The sequence below is a fragment of the candidate division WOR-3 bacterium genome (assembly GCA_039803545.1).
Lineage (GTDB): Bacteria > Hydrothermota > Hydrothermia > UBA1063 > UBA1063 > UBA1063.
In genome coordinates this window covers 988,672-1,001,762 of record JBDRYS010000001.1, presented here as the reverse complement: position 1 = coordinate 1,001,762, position 13,091 = coordinate 988,672, and the positions used below count along the sequence as shown (strand labels likewise).

The 13,091-nt window shown below is 42.5% G+C and carries 13 protein-coding genes and 1 pseudogene; 7 read left to right on the top strand and 7 right to left on the bottom strand.

Features of this window, described 5'->3' with window-relative positions; genetic code table 11:
• Positions 1-49 precede the first annotated feature (49 nt).
• The 5 genes and pseudogenes from ABIM45_04595 (at position 50) to ABIM45_04575 (ending at position 3,505) form a co-directional block, all read left to right on the top strand.
• A pseudogene (locus ABIM45_04595) lies at positions 50-130 on the top strand (prepilin-type N-terminal cleavage/methylation domain-containing protein).
• Positions 131-608: 478 nt separating this feature from the next.
• Positions 609-1,112: a type II secretion system protein gene (locus ABIM45_04590; GenBank protein MEO0239186.1), complete on the top strand. Its 504-nt coding sequence runs from the start codon at positions 609-611 to the stop codon at positions 1,110-1,112.
• Complete coding sequence (locus ABIM45_04585; GenBank protein MEO0239185.1) at positions 1,102-1,839, top strand: ABC transporter ATP-binding protein; 738 nt, start codon at positions 1,102-1,104, stop codon at positions 1,837-1,839. The genes ABIM45_04590 and ABIM45_04585 overlap by 11 nt, the downstream gene beginning before the upstream one ends.
• Positions 1,823-2,623, top strand: a complete 801-nt coding sequence (locus tag ABIM45_04580; protein ID MEO0239184.1) for a hypothetical protein — start codon at positions 1,823-1,825, stop codon at positions 2,621-2,623. The genes ABIM45_04585 and ABIM45_04580 overlap by 17 nt, the downstream gene beginning before the upstream one ends.
• 6 nt (positions 2,624-2,629) lie before the next feature.
• Positions 2,630-3,505: a hypothetical protein gene (locus ABIM45_04575; GenBank protein ID MEO0239183.1), complete on the top strand. Its 876-nt coding sequence runs from the start codon at positions 2,630-2,632 to the stop codon at positions 3,503-3,505.
• Positions 3,506-3,528: 23 nt separating this feature from the next.
• On the opposite strand, the gene ABIM45_04570 is transcribed toward ABIM45_04575, so the two are convergent.
• Positions 3,529-4,770, bottom strand: a complete 1,242-nt coding sequence (locus ABIM45_04570; protein MEO0239182.1) for an MFS transporter — start codon at positions 4,768-4,770, stop codon at positions 3,529-3,531.
• Positions 4,771-4,868: 98 nt separating this feature from the next.
• On the opposite strand from ABIM45_04570, the gene ABIM45_04565 reads away from it, so the two are divergent.
• Both ABIM45_04565 and ABIM45_04560 read left to right on the top strand, forming a co-directional pair.
• Positions 4,869-6,314, top strand: a complete 1,446-nt coding sequence (locus ABIM45_04565; GenBank protein ID MEO0239181.1) for a TldD/PmbA family protein — start codon at positions 4,869-4,871, stop codon at positions 6,312-6,314.
• Entirely contained in the window at positions 6,311-7,609 is a 1,299-nt protein-coding gene (locus ABIM45_04560; GenBank protein MEO0239180.1) for a TldD/PmbA family protein, read from the top strand. Before ABIM45_04565 ends, ABIM45_04560 begins: the two co-directional genes overlap by 4 nt.
• 100 nt (positions 7,610-7,709) lie before the next feature.
• Here the strand turns inward: ABIM45_04560 and ABIM45_04555 are convergent, their stop codons facing one another.
• The 6 genes from ABIM45_04555 to ftcD all read right to left on the bottom strand — a co-directional run bounded on the left by ABIM45_04555 (position 7,710) and on the right by ftcD (position 13,068).
• A complete protein-coding gene (locus ABIM45_04555; protein ID MEO0239179.1) occupies positions 7,710-8,471 on the bottom strand; it encodes a tRNA (adenine-N1)-methyltransferase in 762 nt (253 codons plus the stop codon).
• Positions 8,471-8,935, bottom strand: a complete 465-nt coding sequence (gene ribH, locus ABIM45_04550) for a 6,7-dimethyl-8-ribityllumazine synthase (GenBank protein MEO0239178.1) — start codon at positions 8,933-8,935, stop codon at positions 8,471-8,473. The genes ABIM45_04555 and ribH overlap by 1 nt, the downstream gene beginning before the upstream one ends.
• Positions 8,936-8,937: 2 nt before the next feature.
• Positions 8,938-10,158 (bottom strand): bifunctional 3,4-dihydroxy-2-butanone-4-phosphate synthase/GTP cyclohydrolase II, encoded by a 1,221-nt coding sequence (locus ABIM45_04545; protein ID MEO0239177.1) that lies wholly within the window; start codon positions 10,156-10,158, stop codon positions 8,938-8,940.
• A gap of 2 nt (positions 10,159-10,160) precedes the next feature.
• The gene (locus ABIM45_04540) at positions 10,161-10,628 is read right to left on the bottom strand and encodes an HIT domain-containing protein (protein ID MEO0239176.1); all 468 of its coding nucleotides are present in this window, start codon (positions 10,626-10,628) and stop codon (positions 10,161-10,163) included.
• A 39-nt stretch (positions 10,629-10,667) separates the two neighbouring features.
• Positions 10,668-11,333 (bottom strand): DNA repair protein RadC, encoded by a 666-nt coding sequence (gene radC / locus ABIM45_04535; GenBank protein MEO0239175.1) that lies wholly within the window; start codon positions 11,331-11,333, stop codon positions 10,668-10,670.
• Positions 11,334-11,412: 79 nt separating this feature from the next.
• Complete coding sequence (gene ftcD, locus ABIM45_04530) at positions 11,413-13,068, bottom strand: glutamate formimidoyltransferase (protein MEO0239174.1); 1,656 nt, start codon at positions 13,066-13,068, stop codon at positions 11,413-11,415.
• Positions 13,069-13,091 lie beyond the last annotated feature (23 nt).

The following is a 13,091-nucleotide window of genomic DNA, read 5'->3' as shown; positions in this document are numbered from 1 at the left end:
AATTTTTGCAGATAGAAAAGTACAAAACCTTAAACAGGAGGTACAAAATATGAGGCGTAAAGGCTTCACACTGATAGAGCTGCTCATAGTGATCGCTATCATAGCGATCCTTGCCGCCATCGCTATACCACAGTTCGCAAGATACAGAGTCAGAGCATACAACGGGTCTGCAGAGAGTGATATAAGGAATGCAAGAACAACGTATGAAGCGTTTTTTGCAGATTGGCAACACTATCCTGATGGTTTAGGTGCTCCGGATTCAGGGCAAATTGCCGTTGCTTGGACAGGTGGCCCTGCGAATGCAGTTGATACTTTCAACCTTTCCACATCTGTTTTCTTCCAGGCTTTAACAGACGATCAGAATTCTTCTTATACAATGTCTACTCACCATACCCAGGGTGATACGGGGTTTGGTGCTGATTCAGATGTACAGGGTATTTTCTACTGGAGAGACAGAAATTTCATAGGGGTAGATTTTCCAGCAGAAATTGCACCACCAACATCTGTTCCACAACATGATGATTTCACGGGTGTAGGAAACTGGACACTTCAGTAAAGACGCAATTAGGTGCATTTTTGGGGGTCCCTTCGGGACCCCCAAAGTTTTTATGCTAAAGAAAAATCTTAAAAAAGCCTTCACATTAATCGAGCTCCTTGTTGTAATTACAGTGCTGTCGATTCTCGCATCCATTGCAATTCCATATCATTGGAATTCCCGTATAAAAGCCTTTAACTCAACCGCAGAAGCTGATATTGCCAATTTCAGAACTTTTTTAGAACTTGTTTATGCAGATCACCAGCATTATCCTTTAATTCAGAGAAATATGACAACAGGTGAAGTAGTTTTTACTCTACCGGAAGCTCCTTATGACAGTGTACGATTTTTAACGAGTACCAAAGTATATATTGGCTATAAAACCGATGCAGATCGAATAACATATGTTGCCATTGCTAAGCACATTGATGGTGATACTTATTACGGTGTTGATTCAGATAGTCCCCTTTTATACTATAAGAAAAATCGAAGTTATGTGGGGCACGTGGATAACGTTGCTTTTCCTGATCCACAAATAGGAACCGTAGATTTTGACAATACTTGGAATGTCCGATAAAGTTCTTGAACTTAAGGGAATTTACAAGACTTATAAAGGTGAACTCTTCGAAAGGCCCTTCAGAGCTTTAGAAGACATATCTTTTGAAATTGAAAAAAATAAATCCTTTGGTCTTATTGGCCTTAATGGTGCTGGAAAAAGTACCACGATTAAAATTATTCTCGGTCTTATTTTTCCCGATAGAGGGGAAGTCAAGGTTTTTGGAAAGTCGCCTTTTGATGAAGAGGTTAAAAGAAGATTGTCTTATTTGCCGGAAAGCCCAAATTTTTATGAAAACTTAAATGGGGTTGAACTTCTCGATTGGGTTGGCAGGCTGAGGGGACTTTCGGGAAAGAGGCTCAGAGAAGAAATAGAGAAATGGCTTTTTAAAGTAGGTCTTGAAAAGGATGGTGGAAAGCTTATCAAAAAGTATTCTCGCGGTATGGTACAGAGGCTTGGCCTTGCCCAGGCATTTATTGGAAATCCCGAACTTGTCATCCTCGACGAACCCTTGAATGGTCTTGATCCCCTTGGAAGAAAGATGGCGAGAGACCTGATTGCCGAGGCGTTAAATAATGGAGCCACCATCTTTTTCACCTCTCACATCCTTGAGGATATTGAGAAGATCTGCGATAGGGTTTGTATCATCCATAAGGGAAAAATTCTTAAGTTTGTTGAAACCAAAGAGGTGGAAAGTCTTGAGGAGGAGTTTATCGAAACCTTAGAGGACTATGAAGCGAGCTCTTGAAATTGCCAAAATCACCTTTAAGCAGGCTCTGAGGGAGAGGAGTTTTTACATAATCCTTGTACTCCTTCTTCTTGCAATGGTTGGAATGCCTGTGCTCTACAGTTTTACGATGTTTGAAATACCTCGGATACTGACGGGATTTGCCCTTTCCTTTGCTAATTCTGTGGTTTTAATTCTTCTGCTCTTTCTGATTTTGGGCTTAATCCAGACTGACCTTGAGAGAAAGACACTGCAATATGTGATTTCCCTTCCCATTAGGCGGAAGGATTATGTAGTTGGAAGATATGTGGGCTTTTTTGCTTTTTCAGCCTTTTTGATTTACCTTGTTCTTGTTCTGCTTTTCCCATTTATCTGTTATTTTTCCAGGGTAAGGCCCGATGCCCCTTTCTACGCTGGGTATTACTTTCTTTACGGTGTTTTTCTCCTTATTGAAATTCAGATCCTTGTGGCCTTTGCTCTCTTCTTTATTTCTCTGACATCAAGGGCAGTTGTCTCAATGTTTGGTGTAGTTGGAACTTACATTGTTGGTCACACAATTGACGAAGTTTCGGAATTTCTCAGAACGCGAATGGGAACGAATATGCCTGCATTTTCTAAGGTAATTATAAACATTGCGCGCTATCTTTTCCCCAATCTCGCCCTCTTTGATTTAAAGACTAATTTCATTTACAATGTGGGGATAAATCCTACTTTCCTTGCACTGTCAGCTGTTTACGGTATCCTTTACGGCCTTGTCGTCCTTTGCCTTGCCGTGGTTCTTTTTGAAAGAAAAGAGATACTGTAAATTGAAATGAAAAGAAAGACCTGGATTTTCAGCCTTCTAATCCTTTTAGCCTCATTGGTTTTTGTAAACTTCATCTTTGATACGAAGGTGAGGAGCCACTTTAAAAGTGAAGAGTCGGAAAGCTTCAGGCTCTACGCGCGCCCTGGTTTTGAAAAGTGGTCGAGTTTTGAGTTTAGCTTCTTAAAAGCCTTCTATTATACCCTTTCATTAAGGGTTTATTTGGGAAAACTTTCGGAAAAATATTTAAGCGTACCTACCTTTGCCAAAGATCCTATTGTGAGAACAACCGAGGTTGTTACAAGACTTTGCCCTTACTACTACGATATTTACTACATTGCCAATGGATACCTTGCCTGGGACTTCAATGATGTTGAAACGGCTAACAGCTTTCTTGAGAAGGGTATTGAGTATTATCCCCAGAGGTGGATTTTCTACCTTTACCTTGGATTCAATTATTTCTACTTTTTGAAGGATTCGGGGCAGGGTGCTTATTATCTTATAAAAGCCAGTGAACTCTCTGGAAGGCCTTTTTATGCTCATCTTGCAGCAAAGTTACTCTACGCTTCTGGAAGGACGGAAATGGCCATCGCTATTGTAAAGAACATGTTAGAAAACACAAGGGATGAGGGCTGGAGGAAGAACCTTAAAATAAGGCTGGAGGCCCTTGAAGCAATTTACACTATCGAGAAAGCGGTGGAGGCTTTCAGGGAAAAAATGGGAAGGAATCCGGTAAATCTTGAGGAACTTGTTAAAACTGGTTTCTTGAGTTCCATTCCTAAGGATCCATACGGCGGTGAATTTTATGTGGATGAGGCGGGAAATGTTAGGACTACGAGCAATTTAACTTTTATGGGAAGGGGCCAAAAAGCTGAGAGCCGTTAAATTTTCTAAAGGGTCTAAATCCTTTAAAAGTACTCTTTTTCCTTGAAATCTTTCATTTTACTGTAAAAGAAAAGCCCTCCAGCAATCAGCACAAGTCCGCTGATTAAGAAGGCTTTTCTGACCCCGAAGTTCTGGGATAACCATCCTGCAAGGAGGCTTCCAAAGGGCGTCATACCGTTAAAGGCGAGGGTATAGAAGCTCATAACCCTACCTCTCTTTTTCTCTTCTGTTGTTATCTGCAAAACGGTATTGCTGGTGATCGTCTCTGAAACCATTCCAAAACCGGCTATTGCTATTAACGCGGCTGCAATGTAGAATTTGCTTGCAAAGGAAACGAAAATTAGGGCACTGCCAAAGGTCAAGCAGGCGTAAGGAATTGTTTTACCGATTCCTTTAACGCTTTTCCTTGAAGCCATAGAAAGGGCTCCTACTAAGGCACCCGCACCTAAACATCCCATTAAGAATCCATAGGTGTGGGCGCCACCTCTTAGGACCTCTTTCGCATAAACAGGTAACAGAACGGTATAGGGCATCCCGATCAGGCTTACAATGGCAAGAAGGACAATCACATGGGAGAGGGTACTGTTTTGTCTAATATAAGAGATTCCTTCTTTTAGGTCCTCAATGATATGCTGGGATGTCCTTTGGGGTTCAGGGAGATTGAGTTTCATCAAAATTAGACACACTATTACGAATAGGTAGCTTATAGCGTTAATGAGGAAACAGGTAGCCTCTCCTTTTGTGGAAATGATAATTCCTGCTATGGAGGGTCCCACAAGTCTTGCCAAATTTACCATCGAAGAATTTAAGGCAATGGCATTGTTCAGGTCTTCTTTCCCTTCCACGAGATAAACAAGGAGGGATTGTCTTGCGGGCATATCAAAGGCATTGACCGTGCCAAGGATCGTATTGAGAAAAATTATAAGGGGTACGCTTATGTGGTGGGTCACGTAGAGAATATACAGGGCAAGGGCCTGAGCCATTGCAATACTCTGGGTAATGAAGAGCAATTTGTATCGATTTACTCTGTCAACTACGGTTCCTGCAAAGGGTGCAAAGAGAAAGGTGGGAAGCTGGCTGGCAAACCCCGAAACTCCAAGGAGAAGGGAAGAGCCAGTTAATCTATAAACTACCCATGGCACTGTTACCCTTTGCATCCAGGTTCCGATGAGGGAAATGGATTGACCGATAAAGTAGAGTCGGAAATTGTAATATTTGAGGGACCTAAAGGTGGTTGAGATTCGCAAGCCGAGTCTCTTTTTCACTGCACAATATGATAAATCCAGTTGTTCGTATTTCTAACGTGTCCTGCCAAAATTTGATTGTTCGCATTGTGAACTATATAAATAGTCCAGGAGGGTTTATGAAAGAGTTGGCACAATATTTTCAGGATATAGCGAAAAGTGAAAAGATTGAGTATGCCGATATAAGAATCGGCCGTTATCGCATTCGAGATCTCTTTTTCCAGGATCTCAGTCCCAAGGCCATTGTGGATGAGGAAAGATTCGGATTGGGAATAAGGGTACTCTACGATGGGGCGTGGGGATTTGCTTCTTCTACAAAGGTAACAAAGGATGAGATCGAGGCTGTCCTTAAAAGGGCTATTGAAATTGCTAAGGCATCCAGCATGGTAAGGGGGGATTACAAGGTCAAACTCGCACCGGAACCAGTACATATCGACAAATACGTTACACCCATTGAAATTGACCCATTTTCAGTCCCTTTGGAAGAGCAGATTGACCTTCTTTACCGGATTAATGAAAGGATGCTGAAGGTTAAAGGCATTGTTAAAACCTTCTCCCACATGGAATTCCGCAGGAGAGACCAGGTCTTCGCCTCCACCGAGGGTTCTTTAATTGAGACTACCATTTTTACATCCAATGCGGGCTATACCGCTTTTGCAGTTGGCAACAACGATTCCCAATCCCGCAGTTTTCAAGATTATCCACTCAACAAGGGATATGAACATATTAAAAGCCTTGGACTTTTGGATAATGCTGAAAGGATTGCAAATGAAGCGGTTATGAAACTCTACGCCGATGAACCTGATGAGGGAATAATGGACCTTGTTCTTGACCCTGCGCACCTTTCTCTAACGATCCACGAATCTGTTGGCCATCCAACGGAGCTCGATAGGGTGCTGGGTTATGAGGCCAACTACGCTGGAAGAAGCTTTGCGACACCTGAAAAACTCGGCAATTTTAGATACGGCTCTCCCCTTGTTAACTTCATTGCTGATAATACATTGCCTGGGGGTCTTGCCACAACAGGTTATGACGATGAGGGGGTTGAGTGCCAGAAATGGTTTATAATCAAAGAAGGTATCTTAGTGGACTACAGTTCCACAAGGGAAGTTGCCTCGATTCTTGGCTTTCCGAGATCAAGGGGCTCTGCAAGGGCTGATAGCTTCGCCTCCTTCCCTATAAACCGAATTCCCAATCTCTGTCTCATGCCAGGCAAAGATCCAGTAACCCCTGAAGACCTTATAGCGGGTGTTAAAAAAGGGATCTATATCGAAGGAAGGGGAAGTTTTTCCATAGACCAGATGAGGCTCAACTTCCAGTTTGGTGGTGATATGTTCTACGAAATCAAAGATGGTAAAAAAGGCAGAGTTTTGAAAAATGTAATTTATCAATCTATTACACCCCAGTTCTGGAATTCCATGGATGGTGTCACCGACGAAAGGTTCTGGGAACCAAGGGGGTTCCTAACCTGTGGAAAGGGCGAGCCCACTCAGAGCGCCCAGATGACCAACGGTGCACCTTATGCCAGGTTTAGAAATGTAAAAGTGGGGAGGGGTAGAAGATGATGGAAAAATTTAGAGATGTGGCAAAGAAGATCATTGAAAATTCAAGGGCAGACCATACAGAGGTCTTTTTTTACCGCTTAAAAGAGGATAATACCCGTTTTGGCGAGTCAAGAATTACTCAAAATATGGCAAAGGATATTACTCAATTGACCCTTAAGGTCCATCTTGGAAAAAAGACAGGAGCGGTCCAGGTAACCCTAAATGAGGACCTTAAGGTTGGCGAAATTCTCTCAAGGGCTATGGACATCGCAAAGAGTAGTGTAGAGGACCCCGAGTACGTTCCACCGGTAGAAAAACAGGATATACCTCTTATCTCCCGAGCCTTTAAAGAGACAGAAGAACTCTCTCCGAAGAGCAAGGCGGAGATTTTAAAAGAGATCTTTGAGGATGCAAAAAGGAATAATCTAAAAGTGGCAGGGCTCTTTACCAATGGTCTCTACCAATATGGGGTTTTTAATTCCAATGGCCTTGAGGCTTATTACGAGACGACAATGGCCAGTTTTTCAAACACCGTTCAAACGGAGACTTCTTCTGGATATGCAAGTGATCAGCAGGAAGATGTGAAAAATCTTGTGCCTCAAGAAATTTACAAGATTGCAAAGGAGAAGGCCCTTTTAGGTCAGAATCCGAGGGACTTAGAACCAGGCCAGTACGATGTGGTGCTGGAACCTCTTGCCGTTGCGGACTTTCTTGTTTTTATGTTGTGGACGATGGATGCAAGGGGGGCAGATGAGGGAATCACCTATTTCTCAGGTAAACTTGGTCAGAAGATCTTCGACGAAAGGGTGAACATGTACTCAGATCCCATGTCTCCTTTAAATCCTTCCATTCCCTTTGATAGTGACGGTCTTTTACTTAGAAGGATAGACTGGATAAAAAGAGGCGTGTTGGAGAATCTTTACTATGACCGCTATTGGGCTATGAAGCAAAATAAAAAACCAACAGGTCGGCCCTTTGCGATGATTTTCGAAGACTCTCAAAAATCAGTTAATGATCTCGTTAAACAGGTGGAGAAAGGGCTCTTGGTTACGAGGTTCTGGTACATCCGTTACGTTGACAGAAAGAGTATAACTATAACGGGTATGACGAGGGATGGCCTTTTCTATATTGAAAAGGGCGAGATTAAGTATCCTGTTAAGAACCTTAGATTCAACGAGTCCCCAGCTCGTGTTTTGGCAAGTCTCATCGACATAGGAAAAGGCAAGAGGGTTGTGGGTGAAGAGGCAAGTTTTGCTATGTATATGCCCGCGCTTTTAGTTAAAGGTTTTAATTTCACTTCTAAGACGGAATTTTAAAAGGTAATTATGTTAGGTGAGCTTGTGAATTTGAATCAGCAGAGTAAGGACTAATTGGCTTTACTTTGTGTTTACATAAATTTTTCCTTGAAGGGCGGGGTTAAAGATTTACCTTTCTTGCGACGGTTAGGTAGCCGGTGTGGGAGATCATAATCTCTTTTGGCCTTGTGCCCACTTCTCTCACAAGAATCTCCCTTTCAAGAATTTCAACGGTCTTTATCAGGGCAAAATTGTGATTTGAAAGTTCGAATACCGTTTTTTGAACCTGTTCAAGGTTTGGTGAGAGGGAAGCCCAGAATCCACCTCCTTTTAAAGATTCCTTAGCCCACCTAACAATTTCCCATGGTTCAGGGACATCTACGAAAATGATATCTACTTCGGTTACTCCGAAACCCTCTTTTGCTACATCTCTAAGGAAAAAGGTCACCCTTTCGGAGAGTCCGTATTTTTCAATGTTTTCCTTTGCCAGTTTGTGGAACTCCTCCCGCCTTTCGAAGGAGTATACCCTGCCCCTGTCGCCGACTATGCTGGCAAGAACCACCGTTAGTCCGCCAGAACCAGAACCCACTTCAGCCACGATGGAACCCTCTCTCAGCCCTGTTTCAAGGATTAGATAACCGATATCCTTGGGATACATAATCGTGGTTTTTCTCTTAATGTTTAAAATCAGGTCGGAGGTGGAGGGTTTCAATACCAGAAATTTATGACCTGTATGGGACTCAATGACATCCCCGTATTTAAGTCCCTCTTTTAGAATAATTTCTCCGAGGTGGGAGGAAAATTTTAGGCCTGGTTTGTATTGAAGAAAATAGTGGGCCTTCCGCCCACCGTGGAGAATAACAAAATCCCCTTCTTTTATCATTAAAGCTGGGCTTTTTCTAAGAGACCAAGGATTTCGAGAAGCGCCCTTGCCGAATCCCTTCCTTTGTTACCTTTCTTTCCTCCTGCCCTCTCAATGGCGTCATCCATAGTGTCGGCTGTAATGATTCCAAAGGCAATGGGGATTCCATAGTCGAGGGTTAATCTTCCAATTCCCCTTGTAACTTCGCCGGCCACGTACTCAAAGTGGGGTGTGTCGCCTCTTATGACCGCACCGAGGGCTAATATACCGTGATATTTTTTCTTTTCCAGCAATCTCTTTATTACAACGGTGATTTCGAAGGACCCCGGTACTTTGTAAACGTCGATGTCGTTCTTTTCTACTCCGTTCTGAATCAGTTCTTCAACGGCCTCTTTTACAAGCCTTTCCGTCACAAATTCGTTGAATCTTGAGACCACTATGGCCACTTTTTTTCCCTTTCCCGAAATTTCACCAATGTATTCCATTTTTACTCTCCTGTTATTTCAAAATCCTCTTCATTGAAGAGGTGCCCTAACTTTTCTTTTTTTACCATAAGATATCTCAGGTTTTCAGGCCTTGGCTTTATAACGATTGGAACTCTCTCAACAACCTTTAAGCCAAAGCCTTCAAGCCCTACGATTTTTTTAGGGTTGTTGGTCATTAATCTGATGTTTTTAAGGCCAAGGTCTACAAGGATCTGCGCCCCTATGCCGTAATCTCTTAAATCTGCGGGGAAACCAAGTTTTTCGTTTGCTTCAACGGTGTCGTAACCCTGATCTTGAAGCTGGTAGGCTTTTAGTTTGTTCTCAAGGCCTATTCCTCTGCCTTCCTGTCTCATATAAAGGAGAACACCGGTGCCTTCATTGTTTATCATTTCCATTGCTTTGTGTAGCTGATCGCCGCAATCGCATCGATAAGATCCAAAAACGTCACCCGTCAAGCACTCTGAGTGAACCCTAACTAATACACTGTCTTTTTCCTTAATGTTTCCCTTAACAAGGGCAACATGGACTTCCCCCGTCAATTTGTCTTTATATCCTACGATGCGGAATTGTCCCCACTTGGTTGGTAAATTGGCATCTGCGATTTTTTCTACCAATTTTTCGTGCCTCATCCTGTAGGCAATGATATCCTTTACCGTTATAATCTTCAGGTTATATTTCTCTGCCAGTTTTTCCAGTTTAGGCAACCTCATCATACTGCCGTCTTCATCCATAATCTCGCAAATTACTCCGGCAGGGTAAAGACCTGCTAACCTTGCCAGATCAACGGAGGCCTCAGTGTGCCCAGCCCTTCTTAAAACTCCGCCATTTTTAGCCATTAGGGTATAAACGTGTCCGGGTTTTGCAAAATCATCCGCCTTTTTAGTTTTATCAATGGCAAATCTGATGGTTAAAGCTCTGTCAAAGGCAGAGGTTCCCGTCGTAGTACCTTCCTTGGCATCTATTGGGATTCCGAAGTTGGTTCCATGTTTTGAGGTGTTTGAAATGGGCAGGTCCAATTCCAGCTCGTGGAATCTGTCTTCCGGTAATGCCAAGCAAACGAGTCCCCTCCCTTCCTTTGTCATAAAATTGATATGTTCGGGAGTGACTCTTTCCGCTGCTACGACAAAATCGCCCTCATTTTCTCTATCTTCATCGTCAACGACGATTACAATTTTACCTTGCCTGATATCTTCAATGGCTTCTTCAACGGTGGCAAAAGGCATGTTTATTCCTCGCTTTCAAAGTATTTTTTGAGTTTTTCATAGGTTTTTTCTATCCCTTCAGGAACGACCCTAACTTCTCCTATTACGGGCATAAAGTTGGTATCGCCGTTCCATCTTGGGACTATGTGAAAGTGAAGATGCCCTTCAAATCCTGCACCGGCCACTTTCCCGATGTTTGCTCCAATGTTGAAGCCATCGGGGCTTGCCTCTTTCTTCAGTGCCTCAATTCCAAGGTTTATCAGTTCAAAGATCTCTTTAATTTCGTCGAGGGTTAGCTCCGTTGTATCTTTGATGTGCCTTTTGGGGGCCACCATAAAGTGGCCTGGATTGTAAGGGAAGAGATTCAACATAGCAAAGGCATGAGGAGTTTCTTTTAAAACAAATTGATTTCTTTCGCAAAAAATGCAGCCCTTTGTTTTATTTGCAACTCTTATGTATTCCATGCGCCAGGGCGCCCACAATCTTTTCATAGGGAAATTTTAAAATCTAAGGTCTGAATTTACAAAGTTTTAGAGCTTGAGTAGCTCCTTTAAACTCACGAAGATGTTGTCACCGATGATGATATGATCGAGGAAATCAATTTCCATGATTTCGGAAACCTGTTTAATTTTCTTTGTAAATTCAATGTCCTCCACTGAGGGGGTGGGATCGCCGGACGGATGGTTATGAACGAGAATAAAGGAAACGGCGGAAACCTCTATGGCGGGACGGAAAATCTCCCGAGGGTGGGAGAGAGTTCTATCCACAGTACCGACCGAGATTATCTCATCTCTCAAAAGCTTATTTTTCACGTCTAAAAACAGCCCTCTTAAGTGCTCCTTTTTCAAAAATTGCATGTTCTTACAGTATTCAAACACATCCTGAGGCTTTAAAAACTGGTTTGTCGATTTTTCCTTAAAAAGTCGCCTCGAGAGTTCAACCATAGCGGTGATCTGGCATGCTTGAACAAACCCTATTTCGAATAACTCCTGGAAGTCTTTAACTTTAAAATTTTGTAAAAACAGACTGTTTCCGTATTGCTCTATAATCCTTTTAGAAAGCGTGATAACATCTTCTTTTACAGTCCCTTTTCCTAAGACACAGGCAAGGAGCTCATAGTTTTTGAGCGAGGAGGGGCCGAATAACATTAGTTTCTCTCTTGGTCTTGCTTCTTCTGGGAGCTCTTTTATTTTCATCGGATAAAATTCTACATTCCACATAAGGAAGTCGGAAATCTTGCCAGAAACTGGAAAAGATGTGAAATTTTTTGCGCTATTAACTCTTCAGAGTTTCCTCAATCTTTTTTAGATTCTCTTCAACCTCTTTCCTTACACTCATCAGTATGCTTTCGGCCTTCCTTGAGACTTCCTTTTTAAAGTTTTCGTCCTTAAGGCTTTTCAGGTTTATCATGACGTTGAGGTATGCCCCCTCACAGGCGCTTCTTGCCTGAATCAGCGCACATCCAGCATCGCTCAGTGCATTCTTATTTCCCTTTTCTGCGATTTTCTTTGCGATCTCAACGAGCTTTTCGCTAAGTTCCATCACTTTTAGAGGTACTAAAGAAGCTTCCTGACTTGCCTTTTCAATGGCCTCGTCCCTTATTTTTATTTCTTCCTCAGTCTTTTTAGGTAAAGAAAAGGCGGACATTACTCTATTGAAGGCCTGGGTATCTTCATCGATGATTCTAATTAGTGTATCCTTTAATGTCTGAGCTTTGTTGGACACTTCTTCCATTAAATCTTTTACTTCCTCATAGCCCTTTTTTCCGTGGGTAAGATTTGCGACCATTGAGGTAAGGGCTGCGGAAAGGGCACCGGATAAAGCAGAAACGCTACCACCTCCAGGGGCTGGAGAATCGGTGGAGAGTTCATCGGCGAATTCACGAAGAGTCATATTCTGGAGTTTAGATTCCTCTGGATTTTCAAGGAGATATTCAATGATCTTTTTCTCAGGCTCAAATTTTGCAACATCGTTGAGTCCGAGCGATTTTATCGCAATATGGATAATTTCCTTTTCAGGGATTCCAGTATTTTTACCCTGCTTTTTTAAATAGTATCTACCTACTTCTAATAGGGCATCTTTTGGAACAAGGCCTACTATTTCACTTCCCGTGACCCGGAGACCCTCCTTCTGGGCTTCCTCCGCGCAGGTTTCAAATACTTTCCAGAGGGGAGTCTTTTTATAATTTGTCAAATTTATAGAAATCTGTGCAATTCCATACTCATCAATGTACCACCCAATAGCCCTAACGTAAGGTAAAAGTCCTGGGATCTGTTTTGTCTCGCCGTTCTCGTCTTTAATGGTGTATCCCGTTTCTCTGATTCGTTTTGCAATATTATTGGCAAGTCTTTTATCTTTTGTGTTTAAATTGACGTTGTATGCTATGAGGAATTCTCTTGCGCCTATAACATAAGCGCCTGATTTTGGATTAAATTCTGGTTTTCCGTAATCTGGGTACCACTCGGGGTCTTTTAATTTTTCAGGGAGTCCTTCGTATTCACCTTTTCTTATGTTTGGCAAGCTTTTTCTTTCGGGTCTGGTTGCCGCTTCTTCATACATATAAACGGGCACCTTCAATTCTTCAGCTACCCATTTTCCTACTTCATGGGCAATTTGAACACACTCTTCCATTGATACGCCGCTTATGGGTACGAAGGGCACCACATCGCAAGCACCGATCCTTGGATGTTCTCCCTTATGCTTTGTCATATCTATAAGTTCAGTAGCCTTTTTAATTGCTTTCATCGCTGCTAATTTGACTGCTTCTGGTTCTCCTGCGAAGGTAAAGACTGTTCTATTTGCAGCGTACCCCTGATCGATGTCCAGCAATTTAACTCCAGCAACACTTTCAATCTCTTTCGCAATGGCATTTATCACCGATGGGTCCCGTCCTTCGGAAAAATTTGGAACACATTCAATTATTCTCCTCATTACTCCTCCCTCTTGGCTAAATT